Source organism: Massilia sp. LMS1-1-1.1 (genome assembly GCF_040815535.1).
Classification (GTDB): Bacteria; Pseudomonadota; Gammaproteobacteria; order Burkholderiales; family Burkholderiaceae_D; genus Janthinobacterium; species Janthinobacterium aestuarii.
The window spans coordinates 55,973-73,927 of record NZ_JBFPNG010000023.1 but is presented as its reverse complement, the minus strand read 5'-3'; the positions used below and the strand labels follow the sequence as shown (position 1 = coordinate 73,927).

Sequence of the window (17,955 nt, the reverse complement as noted above, 5' to 3'; positions counted from 1 at the left end):
TGAAATAATCGACGCGCCCGCTGGCTCCCCACCCACCGGATTTCTCGATATCGTGCGCTTACTCCACATTTTTGCCGCCCTGACTTTGCTGTTGGGCTCATCCCTTGCCCACGCGGCCACGCTCAACTTCAATGGTGGCGCCGTCAACGGCTGCAGCCTGAGCCAGGATGGCTTGCAATACACATGCTCGTCGCTGGCGCTCGGTTCTACGGACGTCATCGTCATCGGCAGCGCGTATGGCGTGACGGTCAACAGCTCCTTGTCGATGAGCTATAACCAGGGTTTGACGATGAGCGGCAACGCCGCGCTGACGGTCAAGGGCAATCTCGATATCAAGGATATCAATCCGCCGAACCTGAAGGTGACGGGCGGAAACCTGACAGCCGAGGGCGGCACTTTCTTCCTGGGCGCGCAGGAACAGACCATCACGGCGAATATCTCCGCCACCAGCATCAAGATGGGCTCGAACAACGTCACGGTGACGGGCAAGATCAGCGCCAAGGGCCCGGTGGAAATCGCCTCGGGTTCGGTCATCAACGGGCCGATCAGCGGCACCATCGTCAATATCCTGGCCGCCAGTACCCGCATCCAGGGCGATATCACGGCGACCACTTCGCTGACCATCGGCTCCGGCAGCCAGGTGACGGGCAACCTGAAATCGCCGACGATCGACCTGAAAGCGTCCGGCCTGCTCGTCACCGGCGACGTGGAGGCAAGCAATTCCTTGTCGATCGCTTCCGGCAATGGCATCAAGGGCAATGTGGACGCTGGCGAGGTAACGCTCGACTCGTCCAACGCCTATATCACTGGCAACGCCAAGGTCGACCACATCACCCTGGGCTGGCAGGGCCGGGTGCAGCAAACCATCACTTGCAAAACCTATACACCGTCGTATCCGTGCAGCTGCGTGACGAACAACAGCGGCTGGGCCTTCAATGAACCGATGGGGCCGAAATGCGGGCCGGGCACGCAGGCGGGGCCTCACCATTTCCAGATTGAGCACCCGCTGACGGCGCTTACTTGCCAGGTTCCCACAGTGAAGGTGACTGCCTGCGCCGATGCCAGCTGCAGCGCGGTCTACAAGAATGGCGTGAGTGTTACTGTCAGCCCGGGCGGCGTGCCGACGCAGATCGATACCAGCGGCGTCAACGCCAATGTCACGGTGCGCCAGACCACGGTGGGCATTGCCACCCTCGGTCTGGTCAGCACGCCTGCCACGACGGGGGCGCTGGTGTGCAAGAGCGGCGGCAGCACGAGCAATTGCCAGATCAGCTTTCTTGCCAGCGGCTTCCAGGTGAGCGGCGTTCCGCGCTACGCTGAGGATGAGGCCATACTGGAAATCAGCGCCTTGCAGGCCTCGTCCGGCAACAAGGACGTGTGCGTGCCCATGTTCGCCAGCCAGAAGAAGGACTTGAACCTGAATTGCGCGTACAGCAATCCGGATAAGGGGACATTGCCTGCGCGCATTTTTGACAGCGCCAAAAATAGTTATGTTGCCCTGGCTGGCAGCGACCAGAGCAGCTGTGCCGACCTGAGCACCAAAGTGACCGTGACTTTCGGCGCCGATGGCGTGGCCAGGCCGAACATGCTGTATGCCGATGCGGGAGCGCTGCGCCTGACGGCCGCCTACAATTCTAAGAGCGGCAGCGATAACGGCCTGGACATGAGCGGCAGCGGTACGGTCATCGTGGCGCCTAAAAAATTCCTGTTCACGAAGCTGGCGCCGACGCAGCGCGCGGGCCAGGCGGCAGCGCCCTTCGAGCCGGGGACGACAATCACCTTGTCTGCCGTCAACGCGACGGGTGCCGTGACGAAGAACTTTGGCAATGAAAGCGGAGTCGATGTGCAAAAAGTCGTGCTCGATCGTATCCTGCTGGCGCCGCTCTACACAGGCGTAATCAATCCAGAAGTCGGTGGCGATCTCGATTTTGTGAAGAAAGGGGGCGTCATCACGGCGCCGCCGCTGGTCTGGCCCGAAGTGGGCAAGATCAATTTCACGGCCGCGCTGAAAAACGGTTATCTGGGCAGCAGCCTGACGTCGCCGGGCGCCAGCGATGCCGTGCTCTTTTATCCGCATCACTTCGTCACGGAGCTAGTCATCAAGGACGTGCCCATCACGGAGGGGGCGAAGACGGAGTTTCCTTTCTTGTGCAGTGCGCCGCTCGTCTGCGCTGGCAACCGTGCCGTCTACTCGCGCCAGCCCTTCGACCTGACTATCCGCGCTCAGACGGCCGCTGGCAAGGAGACGAAGAACTTCGACGCAAGGAATGGCGATATCAACAAAACGCAAGTGCTGCTGCTTCCCTATGACGCGCCCAAGGGGGGGAACGCCTATCCGCCGACGGATCCGTCCGGCAGTACGCTGACGGATGGGGAAACAGTGCCTGCCGCCGTGACGGGCGTACTTGTCACCAGGTTCAAGGAAGGCGTTGCCACACGCACCATCGCCTACAGCTTTCCCGCCGCCTATGCCGTGCCCAAAGAGCCGAAAGCACTGGCATCGCCGACGGATGTATTGCTGCGCGCGACGTATGCCTACCCTGCCGCCGGAAATGTGACCTCGGCGCCGGCCGAGGGCAAGGAAGCGCAGCTGACCGTGCTCACGGGCCGTCTGATGGTCCCGCATGACTATGGTTCCGAACGCTATCCCGTGCGGCTGGCCGTGCAGGCGCAGTACTGGGATGGCAAGACTTGGGTGACCAGTCTGCTGGACAGCATCAGTGCGTTCAGCAACACCCAGGTGGTGTTTGCCAATTGCAAGAAAACACTGGTGTGCACGGATTTCAAGCTGCCCGCTGGCACTTATACGGTCGGCAAAGGTACCTTGCCGCTGAATAAACGCTTGACCCTGGCGGCGCCTGGCGCCGGCAAGAGCGGCAGCGTCGATGTTTCCGTGTCCGGCATAGGGCACTTGCCCAGCACCATCGGCACCGTCGTCTTCGGCGTCTTCAAATCGGGCCCCGTGATTTACCTGCGCGAGATGTATTAGCCTGTACCAAGGGCAGGCGCAGACAGCGCGAAAAACCAGTAACATGGCTGGCTGTGGCATTCCCCCCAACCTCAGACTGGAGTTTTCTATGAGCACAACTTCGCAGTGGATCGATATCGCCGGCCCGGACGGCAGCTTCCAGGCTTACCTGGCCGTGCCGCACGTGGGCAAGGGCCCCGCCATCATCCTGTTGCAGGAAATTTTCGGCGTCAACGAGCACATCCGCGCCGTGGCTGACCAGTATGCGGCCGATGGCTACGTGGTGCTGGTGCCGGACCTGTTCTGGCGCGCCGGCGCGCACATTGAGCTGGGCTATGATGCGGACGGCTGGAAGCGCGCCGTCGAGCTGATGCAGGCCACCGACAATCCGCAGGCCGACGCCGATATCGCCGCCACCATCGCTGTCCTGCGCGCGCGCCCGGAAGTGACGGGCAAGCTGGCTTCGGTCGGCTACTGCTTCGGCGGCCGGCTGTCGTATCAGGCGGCCGCGGCCAGTCTCGTCGATGCGGCCATCGCCTATTACGGCGGCGGCATCCAGAACAAGCTGGACCTTGCCGACCAGATCAAGGTGCCGCTGCTCATGCATTTCGGCGGCCAGGATAGCCATATTCCGCCGGAAGCCGTGCAAAAGATCGCCGAGCGCTTCGAAGACCGCCAAGACGTGGAAATCCATATCTACCCGGGCGCCGAGCACGGTTTTAACTGCACCCACCGCGACAGCTACCAGCAGCGCGCCGCCGCCCAGGCGCATGGCAATTCGTTGATTTTCCTGGCGGAAAACCTGTAAGACAGCCACCCCAGGCTGGCCAGTTGCCATAGTTTGCTCAGCAGCAAAGCGGCATGGGCGCTAAAATAGCGGCTGTGCCGGGCAACTCCGGCCGGCCGGGCGCGGCGCCCGGCAAACCTGGATGAGGAACCGAATTAAAGATGGCCCAAGTAATTGTTTCTGTAACATTGGCGGCAAGCGCCGAACGAGTGTGGGATTTTATCGGCGGCTTCCAGTCGCTGGCTGAATGGTCGAGCTCGATCAAAACCAGCTTGTCCGAACACGGCGGCCGCGTGCGCCGCCTGAAAACCACGGACGGCGCCATCATCGCCGAACGCCTGCAAAGCTACAGCGAAGCGGACAAGAGCTACAGCTACACCATCGTCTCTGGCCCCATCCCCGTCAAGAACTACCGTTCCACCTTGCGCGTCACGGGCGAGCCGGGCGCGAACGAGTGCGTGGCCGAATGGTCGAGCGAATTCGACGCGGCCGAAGGCGTGGAAGAGGTCATGGTCGGCGCGTTCCAGCATTTATACGAAACAGCGTTCGTCGATCTGAAACGCATCATGGCAATCTGATTTACCTGGCCCAACGGCAAATACTGGGGTCAGACCCTGAGGGTCTGACCCCGGCCTTTTTTGCTTTGCGGGTTAATTCACCGCTATCTGCTTACCGTTTTACCTTCCCAAACGCCTCGCCCTTGTTCCATACCGGCGAATTCTTGTCGTTCGCCACTTCATAGCCGAGGTTCAGGGTGAACTGCGCCTGTTGCACCATGCCCGACAAGTCCCACGACGGGTTGTACTCGTCGGTGACCTGGTGGTAGTCCTTTTTAAAGGCCACCAGGCGCTCGCCCGACGCTTTCGGCTCCTTGACGAAGTCGAACGAGCCGTCGCCGGAAAATACGGCCGAGCCCACGTTGAAGGCGGGCACGCCAGCCTTGGCAAACGCAAAATGGTCGGCCCGGTAAAACGCGCCGGACAGGTCGGGGATGGTCGGTGCCAGACGCAGGCCCATGCGCTTGGCGACCTTGGCGGCGCTCGCGTACAGGCTGCTGCGCTCGGCGCCGGCCACGCCGATGTCGTGCGTCTTGCCGACAAAATTCATGCTGTCGAGGTTCAGGTCGGCGGCCGTCTTGGCCAGCGGCCACAGGGGCGTGCGCGTGTAGGCCGTGCTGCCCAGCATGCCCGTTTCTTCGCCTGCCGGCCACAGGAAGATCTGCGTGCGGCGCGCCGGCTGTTTCACGGCCACTTGCGCCATGGCCAGCAAGGCCGCCGCGCCCGACGCGTTGTCGATGGCGCCGTTGTAGATGTGGTCGCTCTGGCCAGCGCGCTGGCTGCCTTCGTCATCCTTGCCCAGGTGGTCCCAGTGGGCCGAGTAAATGACGGCCTCGTCCTTGAGTTTCGGATCCGTGCCCGGCACGATGCCGGCCACGTTGAATTGCTCGATGCTGCGCACCTGGCTGTCGAGCGCCACCTTGACCGTGGCGTTCAGGGCCACGGGGCGGAACTCGCGCGTTTCCGCCTGCGCGCGCAAGGCGTCCAGGTCCTGTCCGCCCGCCTGGAACAGCGTGCGCGCCATGTCTTCCTGCAGCCAGCCTTCCATCGCATTGCCCGCACCGGCCAGGTTGAAGCGTTCATGGCCGAAACCGTTGGCCGGTACCGACCACGGATACGAAGCCGATGCGGTCGTGTGTATCAGCAGCACGCCGGCGGCGCCCTGGCGCAGCGCTTCCTCGTACTTGTAGACCCAGCGGCCGTAATAGGTCAGCGACTTGCCGGCGAAGCGCTGCGGTTCGGCGCTTGTGGGTTGCGGGTCGTTGACCATCATGATGACGAGCTTGCCCTTCAGGTCGAGACCCTTGAAATCGTCCCAGTTTTCTTCTGGCGCGCGGATGCCGTAGCCGGCGAACACGACGGGCGCGTCGAACGCCACTTTCTGCTGGCCATTTGCCGCGCCAAAGACGATGTCCTTGCCGAAGGCGGGCGACAAGGTCTTGCCGCTCGCGCTGAACGTGACTTTGCTTGATGGCAAGGCCTTGCTGCCGACGATGGTCAGCGCCTGGCGGTACGTGCCCTCCTTCAACGGTTGCAGGCCGGCCACGGCCGCCTGCGTCTCCAGGTAGCGCACGGCCAGGTCGCCGCCGCGCTGGCCCGTGCCGCGTCCTTCGAGCAAATCATCGGCCAGGAAGGACAGGTGGGCGCGCAAGGGCGCTTCGGCCACGAGCGGTTGGGCGAGGGCGGCCGTGCTGAACAGGCTGGCGGCAAGGACGAGGGGAAAGCGCATGACGACTCCAAAAGTGAATACGGGAAAGCAAAGCAGCGACAATCTTACTCTACCGCAATGCCTTGGCGTAGCGCGCGGCGCGCGCGGGCCGATTGCGGCCACAATGGCTGCTCGTCCACCGACAAGGAGCGTTCCATGACTGCCACTGACTTGCAATCGAGCAATACCCTGCGTACCGCCGACGGCACATTGATCCACTACAAGGACTGGGGCAGCGGCCCGCCCGTCGTCTTCAGCCACGGCTGGCCATTGTCGTCCGACGCGTGGGAAGACCAGATGTTTTACCTGGCCTCGCGCGGCTACCGCGTCATCGCACACGACCGGCGCGGCCATGGCCGCTCGAGCCAGCCGTTCGACGGCAACGACATGGATACCTATGCCGACGACCTGGCCGCCCTGATCGACGCGCTGGACCTGGCGGGCGCCACCCTCGTCGGCCACTCGACGGGCGGCGGCGAAGTGGCGCGCTACATCGGCCGCCATGGCACCGGGCGCCTGGCCGGCGCCGTGCTGGTGGGCGCCGTGCCGCCGCTGATGCTGCAAACCACGGAAAACCCGCTGGGCTTGCCCCTATCCACATTTGACGCCATCCGCGCCGGCGTGCAAGCCGACCGCAGCCAGTTTTTCCAAGATTTGAGCGAGGCCTTCTATGGCTACAACCGGCCCGATGCGAAGCCCTCGCAGGGCGTGCGCGACGGTTTCTGGCGGCAAGGCATGCAGGCGGGCATGCCGGCATCCTACCTGTGCATCAAGCAATTTTCCGAGACGGATTTTACGGCGGACCTGGCCAAATTCGACGTGCCGACCCTGGTGATCCATGGCGACGACGACCAGATCGTGCCGATTGCCGCCTCGGCGCGGCGCACTGCCGAACTCATCATCGGCAGCAAGCTGCTCGTGTATGCGGGCGCGCCGCACGGCCTGGCAACGACGCACAAGGACAGGCTGAACGAGGACTTGCTGGATTTTTTGCGCCACTCGGTCGATGCGGCAAGCAATATCGAGGCGCATCTGTAAAGTAGCCGAATCTATTGCAAAACACATAATATTGCTTGGTTTTTGCACCAATTGCGTGCGGATCGCCGATTTTTCTGCGTTTTAGACTGCAAAAAATGGCGTTCTGCCGCCCCGTTCCACCCGGTAAGGTCCAGTAAAGAGTAAACTAGCGGATACACTCTTTCGCATTGGGCGATTCGAGCGAACTTGTGAGTGATTTCATGTCTGATACACCAATTTCCTTATTTTCCGACCTTAACCTGAGCGAGCCGCTGATTCGCGCGCTCAAGGATGTCGGTTACGAAACACCGTCGCCTATCCAGGCGGCCACGATTCCATTATTGCTCGCGAACCGCGACGTGCTGGGCCAGGCGCAAACGGGTACGGGTAAAACCGCCGCCTTCGCCTTGCCGATCCTGTCGCGCATCGATCTGAAACAAAGCTCACCCCAAGCCCTGGTCCTGGCACCGACGCGCGAACTGGCCATCCAGGTCGCCGAAGCGTTCCAGGTGTACGCCGCCCACATCCCCGGCTTTCACGTGCTGCCGATCTACGGCGGCCAAAGCTATGGCCCGCAACTGTCGGCCCTGCGCCGCGGCGTGCACGTCATCGTCGGCACCCCAGGCCGCGTCATCGATCACCTGGACAAGGGTTCGCTCGACCTGTCCAAGCTGAAAACCCTGGTGCTCGACGAAGCCGATGAAATGCTGCGCATGGGCTTTATCGACGACGTCGAACGCATCTTGAAAGAAACGCCGGAAGGCCATCAAACGGCCCTGTTCTCGGCGACCATGCCTTCCGTCATCAAGCGCATCGCCACGACCTACCTGGTGAACCCGGCCGAAGTGACGGTTGCCGCCAAGACGGGCACGGCCGACAACATCCGCCAGCGCTACTGGCTGGTGTCGGGCATGCACAAGCTCGACGCGCTGACCCGCATCCTGGAAGCGGAAGCGTTTGACGGCATGATCATCTTCGCCCGCACCAAGCTGGGCACGGAAGAGCTGGCCGGCAAGCTGCAAGCCCGTGGCTTCTCGGCTGCCGCCATCAATGGCGACATCCAGCAAGCCCAGCGCGAGCGCACGATCCAGCAGTTGAAAGACGGCAAGATCGACATCCTCGTGGCAACCGATGTGGCCGCCCGCGGCCTGGACGTCGAGCGCATCAGCCACGTCGTCAACTACGACGTGCCGCACGATCCGGAAAGCTATACCCACCGCATTGGCCGCACGGGCCGCGCCGGCCGCAGCGGCGAAGCGATTTTGTTCATCACCCCGCGTGAAAAGAACTTGTTGAAAGCCATCGAACGCTCGACCCGCCAGCCGATCGGCATGCTGGAACTGCCAACGATCCAGGCCGTCAACGACGTGCGTATCGCCAAGTTCAAGGAGCAAATCAGCGAAACCCTGGCCCTGGGCGAACTGGAACAGTTCCAGTCGCTGATCGAAGATTTCGAACGCGAACAAAACATTCCCGCCATCGAAATCGCCGCCGCCCTGGCGAAGATGGCGCGTGGCAATGTGCCGCTGCTGCTGGACAAGAACAAGGCGCGCGAGCAAGCCACGTGGCAAGACGACCGTCCAGTGCGCCAAGACCGTTTTGACCGCCCTGAGCGCAATGACCGTTTCGAACGTAATGACCGCTTCGACCGCAACGAGCGCAGCGAACGCCCGGCCTTCCCGAAAAAGGAACGCATCCAGCGTCCAGCCGACGCCGGCATGCAGACCTTCCGCATTGAAGTTGGTCATCAACATGGCGTGAAACCAGGCAATATCGTGGGCGCCATTGCCAACGAAGCGGGCATCGATTCGAAAAACATCGGCCGCATCGAAATCTATGACGACTACAGCGTCCTGGACTTGCCGGACAGCATGCCGAAAGAATTGCTGGACCAGCTGAAAACCGTGTGGGTCGCGGGCCAGCAGCTGCGCATCAGCCGCGACGGCGACGCGCCGGACCTGGCACCGCCAGCCGCGCCGCGCAAGCCGTTCGCCGCCAAGTCCGCGCCAGCGTTCAAGGATGCGCCTGCGGATGCGGGCGACGCAGCCCCTGCGCCGCGCGCGCCGAAGAAGGAACGTCCACGCCCAGGCGTGACGGCCTACCGCATTGAAGTGGGCCGCGAGCACGCCGTGACGCCAAGCAACATCGTCGGCGCCATCGCCAACGAAGCGAACCTGGAAGCCAAGCATATCGGCCGTATCGATATCTTTGACAACTTCAGCGTGCTGGACCTGCCGGAAGGCATGCCGCCGGAAATCCTCGACCATCTGAAATCGGTCGTGGTCTCGGGCCAGAAACTGCGCATCAGCCTCGACGACGGGACGACGGAGCGCAAGCCTGCGCCACCGCGTCCGAAGTCGCCTCCCCGTAAGACCTACAAGTAAGCCATCCCCACGGGCGCTCCGGCGCCTGTGTCGCGGATTGGAGACAGTTCCCCTACTGGCGCATTCGCGCCAGTTTTTATTTTCCCTCAAGAAATGAATATTGTTGCCGCGTTATTGTTGGCAGCAGGCGTCGCCATGTTCCGGCCATTGCGCCAGTTCCCTTGCGCCTTTTTATCGGTGCGTACGCCGTATTTATTACCTGTCGCGCCAACAAATAATTTTTTATTAATTATTGTCTCTGCGCGCAATTTGAATTTTACATTCAATAAAATCAATCAAGTTGAGTCAAAGTAAATTCTAAAACATAAATGAATTGGCTTTTATTAAATTATTTGACCAGTGTCACTGTCGCCGGGGAGATATATCATGGGTGCTTGATGTGGTATATTGTTTTTATGATTTTGTTATGCTAGTTGATAAAAATAGAGGAGCGACGATGCGGGTCAATACGCCTATCACGCAAAATGAATACGTATTAAATGAAGGCATGACGATTGTTTCCACAACGGATTTACAGGGAAACATCAATTACGCCAATCAGTATTTCATTGAAGTCAGCGGTTTTTCAGAAATGGAACTGCTGGGTGCGCCACAGAATATTCTGCGTCATCCCGATATGCCGGCCGAAGCGTTTGCCGACTTGTGGGACACCATCAAGACGGGCATGCCATGGACCGGCATGGTCAAGAACCGCTGCAAGAATGGCGATTTCTACTGGGTCTTCGCCAATATCACGCCCGTCATCGAAAACGGCCGCCCGATCGGCTATATGTCCGTGCGCACCAAGCCCACGCGCGAGCAGATCAACGAAGCGGCAGCCCTGTATAAAAGTTTTAAAGACGGCAATAGCGCCAACTTGGCGATCCGCAATGGCCGCGTCGTGCGCCAGGGCTGGGCCGCCAAGCTGGCCGGGTGGCGCAAGCTGACCCTGTCGCAAGACCTGGCCCTGCATTGCATCGTCTTCGGCGTGGTGCTGGCCATTCTCGGCTGCGCCGTGTGGAATATCGATGGCGACACGAGCACGGCCACGCGCAGCTGGCTCAGCGGCGCCGCCGCCGCGGCCGTGGCGCTGATGCTGTATTTCTGGGCCCACCTGCACAGTTCCCTCGTCGCACCGCTGGGCGAGGCCATCACGGTGGCGCGCAAGATGGCTGGCGGCGACTTGACGGGCGTCATCGACAAGGTGCGCGACGACGACATGGGCCAATTGATGGCGGCCTTGCGCCAGACGAATATCAATCTGCACAGCATCATCGGCGACGTGCGCGCCAACTTCGAGGATATCCGCGTCACCACGGCCGAGATCGCCACGGGCAATATGGATTTGTCCAGCCGCACGGAATCGCAGGCGTCCAGCCTCGAGCAGACGGCGGCCAGCATGGAAGAGCTGACTTCCACGGTGCAGAACAGCGCCGACCACGTGGACACGGCCAATAAGCTGGCGGCGCAGGCGTCTACCGTCGCGGCCAAGGGCGGCACCATCGTCAGCGAAGTGGTGACCACGATGGACGAGATCAGCACCTCGTCGCGCAAGATTCTCGACATCATCGGCTTGATTGACGGCATCGCCTTCCAGACGAACATCCTCGCCTTGAACGCGGCCGTGGAAGCGGCCCGCGCGGGCGAACATGGCCGCGGTTTCGCCGTCGTGGCCGGCGAAGTGCGCAGCCTGGCGCAGCGCTCGGCAACAGCGGCGAAAGAAGTGAAAAACCTGATCGACCATTCGATCGCCACCGTGAACGCGGGCAGCGTGCTGACCAGCAATGCGGGCGCCACCATGACGGAGGTGATCGCCTCGGTAGCCCGCGTGACGGAAGTAATGGACGAGATTTCCTCGACCACGCGCGAGCAGAACCAGGGCATCGGGCAAGTCAACCAGGCCGTCATCCACATGGATGGCATCACGCAGCAGAATGCGGCGCTGGTGGAGCAGGCGGCCGCCGCCGCCACCAGCCTGGCGCAGCGCACCGACAGCGTGGCCCAGTCGATCGGCATCTTCAAATTGAAGGCGTCGCCCAAGCGCAAGACGGCTGGCGTGGGACGCAGCGTGGGCGCGGGCGTGGCGTCGCGCGCTTTGCTGAAAGCACGCTAATTACCCCAACGGCGAAAGGCTGGGGTCAGACCCGTCGGGTCTGACCCCGGGTTTTGTCTGGGTACTTTTACTGCTTCACCCGATACACCTCTCCGCTGCGCACCTTCTTCACCACCCCATCCCCGCCAAACAGAATCACGTATTCTCCCTGCGCGCCCGAGGCGGCCGGGTAGGTGTACATCCAGACTTCATTGCCGCTGTCGAAGCGGATGGACGTGCTCTCTCCCAGCGCGGCGCGCACCTGTTCGCGCGTGCTGCTGCCCGGTTGCACCGTCTGTTCCAGGGTTGCGTAAGGCACGTTCTTGCTTGCCTGCAAGGCGCGCGTGCCGGAGCAGGCGGCCAGCAGCATCAGCATGGCGATCAGCAGCCATTTCATGGCGCCACCTCGTCCATGTAAGTAAATTCCAGCAGGGTGTCGTCGGGCCAGCTGACATCCCACAGGGGCGCGTAATACGTGCGGTCAAGCAGGACCTGGCAATCGCAATAGGGCAGCGAGGCGGGCGTCTGCTCGCCGCCCGCGTACAGCATCCTGAACTGCAATGCCAGGCGGCGCTCGCCATGCACGAGGGTGACGCCGAACAGGGGCCGGTCCGTGAAGAACAAATAATTGCCGTCCGGCTCGGAACACACCTTGTCCGTGCTGTAGAGCATGCTGGACAGCCAGGCGATGATTTGCGGGTCGTTCGAGATCAGGCCGGAATCCATGCCGGCGCGGCATTCCAGGCGCAGGTCGCCCAGGCGCCGCGTGCCGGGCGGCAAGCCGGGCGTGATCACTTGCGCGCGCCAGCTCATGGTGGTCGCCTTGCGGTTGGCAATCAGCACGGCGTCTTCGCGCGCCGCTTGCGCATTGCGCACGGGGGCAAAGCTGTTGTCCTCGGCCAGGGGTAACGGGATGCTGACGGTGTCGCCGGCGATGCGCAGCTGCACGCCCGTCATGTCCACGCCGGGCTGGCGCGGCAGCAGGCGAAAGCGCAGGCTCGCCTGCGGCGCCAGCGCACGGTCGCGCTCGAAACGGTCCACGCCCTGCAGCATCTTGCGGTAGGATTTATCGACGGGGTCGCGCGTGGCGTCTACTTTGACCTGCGGCACGGGTGCGGTTTGCGCCAGGGCAACCGGGCCAGGGAGCAGGCAGGCAAGCAGCAGGGAAATAGGAATACGCATGGCTCGATGCTACGCTTTTTTGCGCATCAGCCACGCACGGGTGGGTGACTCAGTATTCGCTCAGTATTCGCTATATTTGCGCGCGTCGCCGCGCACCTGCGCCGCCGGGTATTTCTGCGCATTGAGTTCCATCTTTTCCAGCACGGCCGCGTGCAGGTCGACGCCGCTCTTGTCGGCCAGGCGCACCAGATACATCAGCACGTCGGCCAGTTCGTGGCGGATGCCCGTGCGCTTCGCTTCGTCCAGCTCGGCGTCCGCGCCCGTGGGCAGCCACTGGTAGTGCTCGACCAGTTCCGCCACTTCCACGGACAGGGCCATGGCCAGGTTTTTTGGCGTGTGGAACTGGTCCCAGTCGCGCTCGTCGGCAAAGGCGCGCAGGCGCGCGCGGATGTCAAACAGGCTGTCGTCAGGCGCGTTCATGCGGCCATCTGCAGCGATTTTTCCATGAAAACACTGAATGGATCGTCGGGATAGTCGCCGTACGGCCCGCGCCGCTGGTAGCCGTAGCGCGCGTACAGGGCGATGGCTTCGGGCTGGTGGATGCCCGTCTCCAAGGTCAGCAAACGGCAGCCGCGCGCCAGCGCCTGTTCTTCCAGCAAGGCCAGCAGGCGCTTGGCCAGGCCCAGGCCGCGGCTGTCCGGGTGCACGTACATGCGCTTGACTTCGCCGAAATCGGGCGTGACGACGATGGCGCCGCAGGCCCGCGCCGCGCCTGCCGCATCGCGGGCGACGGCAAACAGCAGGGTATCAGGCGGCACGGACGCCAGGTCCAGCGAATAGACACACTCGGCCGGATACAGGGTCTGTTGGTAGGCGTCAAGCTCGGCGATCAGGGTTTGCACGTCGGCTTGCTGCGGCGATTCCAGGCGGATGGTCATGGGAAGGTCGAATGAATGGGACTTCCCCCATGGTATCACTGCGGCCGCGCCAGGCGCATCGTCAGGCCGATGGGCGACATCACGAAACCCATCAATTCCTGCGCTTCGCCGCCATCGGGCGTGTCGACGCCGGCGATGTCGAAGCTGCCCAGCAGCATGGCCATGGCGATCTTGATTTCCAACAAGGCCAGGTAGCGGCCCGGGCACGTGCGCAAGCCGGCGCCGAAAGGCATGGCGGTGCGCTTGTTGTTCGCCTCGCCGCTTTCGGCCAGCCAGCGTTCGGGCTGGAAAGCCTGTGCATCGGGAAAGTGTGCATCGGACACGCTGTCGTGGCGCATCACGCACCACAGCATGCTGCCGGCGGGCACGGCCACGTCGCCCACCACCGTGTCGCGCAGCGCTTCGAGCGGAATGTAGGGTGCCACCGGTTTCAAGCGCATGGCCTCGCTGGCGCAGGCGCCCAGGTAGTCGAGGCTATCCATTTGCGTCATGGTGAACTGCGCCACGTCGGGCGCCAGGCGCCGTACTTCCTCGCGCGCCTTGGCCAGGCTGTGCGGATGGCGCTGCAACAGGTAGATGATCCAGGAAATCGTGTGGGCCGTCGTGTCTTCGCCGGCCAGCAGCATGGTCAGCACATTGCCGGCCACGGCGCGGTCGTTCACGCCGCTGCCGGGTTCGTCGGCGGCGGCGATCATGGCTTCGAGCAGGTTGGGCGGGCGCACGCGCCGCGCGGGGTCTTGTTCCATGCGTTCGCGCGCCTGTCGCACCAGTTGCGCCACGGCCACGTCCAGCGCCGCCACGTCGCGGTCCAGGCGCCGGTCGACGGGCAGCTTGACGTAGCGCCAGTACGGCAGCATCGACAGGCTGCGCCGCGCCACGGCTGGCAGGATGGCGTCCAGGTGGCGCTGGATCACGTCCTCGCCCGATTCTAGCGTGTTGACTTCCGTGCCGAAAGCCAGGCCGGCGATGATGTCGACCGTGTAGCGCTTCAGGTCGCCATCGAGGGCAATGGACTGGCCTTGCGTGGCGGCATGTTGCCAGCGCCGCTGCAGGCGCTGCGCCACCGTCACCAGCGCGGGAAAATACGCCTTGATGGCGCCTGGCGCCATGCCGGCCATCACCATGCGGCGCTGGTTGCGCCACTCGCTGCCTTCGGCCAGGAAGACGCCGGGATTGCCGCCCATTTCCTCCGAGACGATGTAGCTGCTGAGGGGGCGGCGGAAACCATCGGGGCGGTCGCGCAGCACGGCGGCCACCGCCTCGCTGTCGGCCACCACCAGTACCAGGGTGCGGCCGAACCAGGCACGCATGAAAGGTCCATAGCGGCGTACCCAGCCTTCCACGTCGCGGTGGATGCGCGGCAGCCGCACTTGCATGGCGTTGCCGATGATGGGCAAGGCGAATGGCCCCGGCAACTGGCGGATCTGGCGCAGCGTGGTGGCGGGTGCGGCGGCGTGGTCGAGTGGCGGCATGGAAAGCTCCTGTGGGAACGATGGCTAGACTCTAGCGCGCTTGCTGGCGCGCGTCTTGAACGAATACGACATCGCGCGCGGCCAAAAATTGCCGGTACAATCATCGCCATGCCTGCCGCCCCCACGCCCCTGACCCGCTTGATCGCGCCGCGCACCGCGCTCGCTTCCTGCGTGCGCGCCTTCCTCGTGCGCGACACCACGCATTGCGCGCCGCTGCCGCCCGCGCAGCGCCTGAACCGCTTTCCCGCCACGCCCATGTGCTGCCTGCTGTGGACGGTCGCGGGCGACGTCGAGGCGGCCGCGCCCGGCCCCGACCTGCTGCACGTGCGCATGCCGCCCGCCCTGTTCAGCGGGCCGCGCGGCTATCCGCTGGTCAGCTACAACCCTGGCCCCGTGCACTCGTTCATGGTGATGCTGTATCCGGCCGCCCTGCACGCGCTGACGGGCATCGACATGGCGGCCCTGTTCGACCAGGTGCGCCCGCTGGAACCGCTGTTCGACGCCGACTGGCTGGCCTTGTCCGACGCCGTGCTGGCCGCGCCCGACGATGCAGCGCGCATCGCGCTGGTGGAAGCATTCCTGGTGCCGCGCTGGGCGCTGGCGCGCAAGAGCGGCGACCATCCCACCGGCGCCATCCAGGACTGGGTGCGCCGCCTGGGCGTACAGGCGGCCTCGACGGGCCTGGCCAGTGGCGCGCGCAACATCGAGCGCCGCATCAAGGCCTGGGCCGGCCAGCCCATGCGCACCCTGCGACGCATGCGCCGCGCGGAACAGTCGTTTCTCGACTCACGCGAGGCCATGCTGCAAGGCAATGCTTCATGGACCGATATCGCCGCCGAGGGCGGCTACGCCGACCAGGCCCACCTGTGCCGCGAAGTGCGCGCCATCACCGGCCTGAGCCCCACCGAACTGGCACGCGCCAGCCGCGAAGATGAAAGTTACTGGATCTACCGAATATGGGCGTAATCCGGCCGGTGGTGATGTCTGATTACGCGGCGTACCGCCGCTAATCCGGCCTACCCGTGGGGGCGAGTAGGTCGGATTAGCGTGGCAACGCCACGCGTAATCCGACAACATCGTTGGCGTGGCCGGTGGTCATGCCGGCCTACCGCTCGCTGTACACCTGTCCCTTGGACAGGGTCACTTCATGATGGCCCGCGCCGGGCGCCATCATGGGGAAACAATTTTCTTCGCCATGCACGCGCACGTCTAGGAAATACGGGCCTTCGGATGTCAGGCAGGCCGCCAGCGCTGCGTCGAGGTCTTCGCGCCGGCTCACCGTATGCGCCTGCCAGCCGAACGCGCGGGCCAGGGCGACGAAGTCGGGCAGCGCTTCCGTATAGCTGTGGCTGTAGCGCCCGCCATGGATGAGTTCCTGCCACTGGCGCACCATGCCCATGTAACCATTGTTCGACAGCACCACTTTCACGGGCAGACGGTGCTGCACGGCCGTGGCCAGTTCCTGGATATTCATCAAAATCGACGCGTCGCCGCTCACGCACACGACGCGCTTGCCCGGATGGGCGATCTGCGCACCGATGGCGGCCGGCAGTCCATAGCCCATGGTGCCGGCGCCGCCCGAGGTGAGCCAGCGGCGTGGCTGCTCGAAGCGCAGGTGCTGCGCCGCCCACATCTGGTGCTGGCCCACGTCGGTGGACACGATGGCGTCCTGTCCGTCCAGGGCCGCCTGCAGCCGGCGCATCAGCGCCTGCGGCGCGATCACGTCCGGCGTGTCGTCGAACGCCAGCGAATTCTCCGTGCGCCAGCCATCGATACGCTGCCACCACGGCTGGCGGTCCGCCAGCAAGCGGCCGCGCAACTGCGCCAGCAGGGCTGTCAGCACGGGCGCGCAATCGCCGTGCAGGGCCACGTCGGTGCGCACCACCTTGCCGATCGACGCGGGGTCGATATCGACATGGATGATTTTTGCGCCGGGGCAGAAGGCGTCCAGCCTGCCAGTCACCCGGTCGTCGAAGCGGGCGCCCACGCAGACGATCACATCCGCATGGTGCATGGCCAGGTTCGCTTCCAGGGTGCCGTGCATGCCCAGCATGCCGAGGAAGGCCGGGTGCGAGGCGGGAAAGGCACCCAGTCCCAGCAGGGTCAGGGTGCATGGCGCGGCGGCCAGTTTCACCAGCTGCTGGAAAGCGGCGCAGGCATCGAGGCCGGAATTGATGAGGCCCCCGCCGCCATAGAACACGGGCTGACGCGCGTTGGCGATCAGGCTGGCGGCCTGCTCGATATCGGCCGCGTCGGGCAAGGGGGCGGCCGTTGCGGCGGCGGACGGCAACGGTGTGCTGGCCGTAACGGGCGCCAGCTGCATATCCTTGGGAAAATCGATCAGTACGGGACCGGGCCGGCCTTGCGTGGCTTGTGCGTACGCTTCGTGCACGACGTCGGCCGTCTCGTCGGCCGTGCGGATTTGCCGGTTCCACTTGGTGACGGGGCGCGAGATGCCCAGCGCGTCGCATTCCTGGAAGGCGTTCGTGCCGATGCTGGTGGTGGCCACCTGGCCGCTGATGCAGATGACGGGAATCGAATCGCACAGGGCGTCGAGCAAGCCCGTGGTGGTATTGCTCATGCCGGGGCCGGACGTGACGAAGACGACGCCGGGTCGGCCCGTGCTGCGTGCATAACCCTCGGCCGCATGCACGGCCGCCTGTTCGTGCCGCACCAGCACGTGGCGCAGGCGCGGCTGCGCGTGCAGCGCATCGTACAGGGGCAGCACGGCGCCGCCGGGATAGCCGAAGACGGTGTCGACGCCCAGGGCCAGCAGGGTGTCGATCAGGGTACTGGCGCCGTTGCGCGGCGCAAGGTCGTGGGCGGGAGCGAGGAGGGGAGCGGGATCGGGTTTCATGTGTCTATTTTCTGCTTGCCTCGGCAGAAAAGGCTGCTGGTTTTCTCGTATAAAATGCATAGTTCAGCAAAATT

14 protein-coding genes are annotated in these 17,955 nt (G+C 63.6%); 7 read left to right on the top strand and 7 right to left on the bottom strand.

Features of this window, described 5'->3' with window-relative positions; translation table 11 throughout:
- Positions 1–52: 52 nt before the first annotated feature.
- The 3 genes from MRBLMS1_RS15325 (at position 53) to MRBLMS1_RS15315 (ending at position 4,333) form a co-directional block, all read left to right on the top strand.
- Positions 53–2,989: a DUF6701 domain-containing protein gene (locus MRBLMS1_RS15325; protein ID WP_485880204.1), complete on the top strand. Its 2,937-nt coding sequence runs from the start codon at positions 53–55 to the stop codon at positions 2,987–2,989.
- A gap of 88 nt (positions 2,990–3,077) precedes the next feature.
- Positions 3,078–3,776: a dienelactone hydrolase family protein gene (locus MRBLMS1_RS15320; RefSeq protein ID WP_485880202.1), complete on the top strand. Its 699-nt coding sequence runs from the start codon at positions 3,078–3,080 to the stop codon at positions 3,774–3,776.
- Between the two features lie 140 nt (positions 3,777–3,916).
- Positions 3,917–4,333 carry an SRPBCC family protein gene (locus tag MRBLMS1_RS15315; protein ID WP_034753486.1) on the top strand — a complete coding sequence of 139 codons (417 nt, stop codon included), beginning with the start codon at positions 3,917–3,919 and terminating at the stop codon, positions 4,331–4,333.
- Between the two features lie 91 nt (positions 4,334–4,424).
- Here the strand turns inward: MRBLMS1_RS15315 and MRBLMS1_RS15310 are convergent, their stop codons facing one another.
- Positions 4,425–6,041, bottom strand: a complete 1,617-nt coding sequence (locus MRBLMS1_RS15310) for a M28 family peptidase (RefSeq protein ID WP_485880200.1) — start codon at positions 6,039–6,041, stop codon at positions 4,425–4,427.
- A gap of 135 nt (positions 6,042–6,176) precedes the next feature.
- Between MRBLMS1_RS15310 and MRBLMS1_RS15305 the strand changes: the two genes are divergently transcribed.
- From MRBLMS1_RS15305 to MRBLMS1_RS15295, 3 genes are all read left to right on the top strand, one after another.
- Positions 6,177–7,058: an alpha/beta fold hydrolase gene (locus MRBLMS1_RS15305; RefSeq protein ID WP_139092610.1), complete on the top strand. Its 882-nt coding sequence runs from the start codon at positions 6,177–6,179 to the stop codon at positions 7,056–7,058.
- A 200-nt stretch (positions 7,059–7,258) separates the two neighbouring features.
- Positions 7,259–9,421 carry a DEAD/DEAH box helicase gene (locus tag MRBLMS1_RS15300; protein WP_139092611.1) on the top strand — a complete coding sequence of 721 codons (2,163 nt, stop codon included), beginning with the start codon at positions 7,259–7,261 and terminating at the stop codon, positions 9,419–9,421.
- Between the two features lie 436 nt (positions 9,422–9,857).
- Positions 9,858–11,513 carry a methyl-accepting chemotaxis protein gene (locus MRBLMS1_RS15295; protein ID WP_485880197.1) on the top strand — a complete coding sequence of 552 codons (1,656 nt, stop codon included), beginning with the start codon at positions 9,858–9,860 and terminating at the stop codon, positions 11,511–11,513.
- A 67-nt stretch (positions 11,514–11,580) separates the two neighbouring features.
- On the opposite strand, the gene bamE is transcribed toward MRBLMS1_RS15295, so the two are convergent.
- Genes bamE through MRBLMS1_RS15270 form a run of 5 tightly spaced genes read right to left on the bottom strand, consistent with a single transcriptional unit; the run spans position 11,581 to position 15,024 of the window.
- Positions 11,581–11,889 carry an outer membrane protein assembly factor BamE domain-containing protein gene (bamE, locus tag MRBLMS1_RS15290; RefSeq protein WP_139248476.1) on the bottom strand — a complete coding sequence of 103 codons (309 nt, stop codon included), beginning with the start codon at positions 11,887–11,889 and terminating at the stop codon, positions 11,581–11,583.
- Positions 11,886–12,674: a hypothetical protein gene (locus MRBLMS1_RS15285; protein ID WP_485880195.1), complete on the bottom strand. Its 789-nt coding sequence runs from the start codon at positions 12,672–12,674 to the stop codon at positions 11,886–11,888. Before MRBLMS1_RS15285 ends, bamE begins: the two co-directional genes overlap by 4 nt.
- Positions 12,675–12,734: 60 nt before the next feature.
- Positions 12,735–13,094 (bottom strand): nucleotide pyrophosphohydrolase, encoded by a 360-nt coding sequence (locus MRBLMS1_RS15280; RefSeq protein ID WP_485880193.1) that lies wholly within the window; start codon positions 13,092–13,094, stop codon positions 12,735–12,737.
- Positions 13,091–13,552 (bottom strand): GNAT family N-acetyltransferase, encoded by a 462-nt coding sequence (locus MRBLMS1_RS15275; protein WP_485880191.1) that lies wholly within the window; start codon positions 13,550–13,552, stop codon positions 13,091–13,093. Before MRBLMS1_RS15275 ends, MRBLMS1_RS15280 begins: the two co-directional genes overlap by 4 nt.
- A 35-nt stretch (positions 13,553–13,587) precedes the next feature.
- On the bottom strand, positions 13,588–15,024 hold the full coding sequence (locus MRBLMS1_RS15270; RefSeq protein WP_485880189.1) for a cytochrome P450: 1,437 nt from the start codon (positions 15,022–15,024) through the stop codon (positions 13,588–13,590).
- Positions 15,025–15,132: 108 nt separating this feature from the next.
- Here MRBLMS1_RS15270 and MRBLMS1_RS15265 point away from each other — a divergent pair, with 108 nt between their 5' ends.
- A complete protein-coding gene (locus MRBLMS1_RS15265) occupies positions 15,133–15,990 on the top strand; it encodes a helix-turn-helix domain-containing protein (RefSeq protein WP_485880187.1) in 858 nt (285 codons plus the stop codon).
- 139 nt (positions 15,991–16,129) lie between these two features.
- Here MRBLMS1_RS15265 and ilvB read toward each other — a convergent pair whose 3' ends face one another.
- Positions 16,130–17,881 (bottom strand): biosynthetic-type acetolactate synthase large subunit, encoded by a 1,752-nt coding sequence (ilvB, locus tag MRBLMS1_RS15260; protein WP_485880185.1) that lies wholly within the window; start codon positions 17,879–17,881, stop codon positions 16,130–16,132.
- Positions 17,882–17,955 lie beyond the last annotated feature (74 nt).

Excerpts from the sequence above, each read along its gene's own strand:
- bamE (WP_139248476.1), bottom strand. The coding sequence starts at position 11,889 with ATGAAATGGCTGCTGATCGCCATGCTGATGCTGCTGGCCGCCTGCTCC.
- MRBLMS1_RS15275 (WP_485880191.1), bottom strand. The coding sequence starts at position 13,552 with ATGACCATCCGCCTGGAATCGCCGCAGCAAGCCGACGTGCAAACCCTG.
- MRBLMS1_RS15320 (WP_485880202.1), top strand. The coding sequence starts at position 3,078 with ATGAGCACAACTTCGCAGTGGATCGATATCGCCGGCCCGGACGGCAGC.
- MRBLMS1_RS15280 (WP_485880193.1), bottom strand. The coding sequence starts at position 13,094 with ATGAACGCGCCTGACGACAGCCTGTTTGACATCCGCGCGCGCCTGCGC.
- MRBLMS1_RS15285 (WP_485880195.1), bottom strand. The coding sequence starts at position 12,674 with ATGCGTATTCCTATTTCCCTGCTGCTTGCCTGCCTGCTCCCTGGCCCG.
- MRBLMS1_RS15295 (WP_485880197.1), top strand. The coding sequence starts at position 9,858 with ATGCGGGTCAATACGCCTATCACGCAAAATGAATACGTATTAAATGAA.
- MRBLMS1_RS15315 (WP_034753486.1), top strand. The coding sequence starts at position 3,917 with ATGGCCCAAGTAATTGTTTCTGTAACATTGGCGGCAAGCGCCGAACGA.
- ilvB (WP_485880185.1), bottom strand. The coding sequence starts at position 17,881 with ATGAAACCCGATCCCGCTCCCCTCCTCGCTCCCGCCCACGACCTTGCG.
- MRBLMS1_RS15305 (WP_139092610.1), top strand. The coding sequence starts at position 6,177 with ATGACTGCCACTGACTTGCAATCGAGCAATACCCTGCGTACCGCCGAC.
- MRBLMS1_RS15300 (WP_139092611.1), top strand. The coding sequence starts at position 7,259 with ATGTCTGATACACCAATTTCCTTATTTTCCGACCTTAACCTGAGCGAG.
- MRBLMS1_RS15270 (WP_485880189.1), bottom strand. The coding sequence starts at position 15,024 with ATGCCGCCACTCGACCACGCCGCCGCACCCGCCACCACGCTGCGCCAG.
- MRBLMS1_RS15310 (WP_485880200.1), bottom strand. The coding sequence starts at position 6,041 with ATGCGCTTTCCCCTCGTCCTTGCCGCCAGCCTGTTCAGCACGGCCGCC.
- MRBLMS1_RS15265 (WP_485880187.1), top strand. The coding sequence starts at position 15,133 with ATGCCTGCCGCCCCCACGCCCCTGACCCGCTTGATCGCGCCGCGCACC.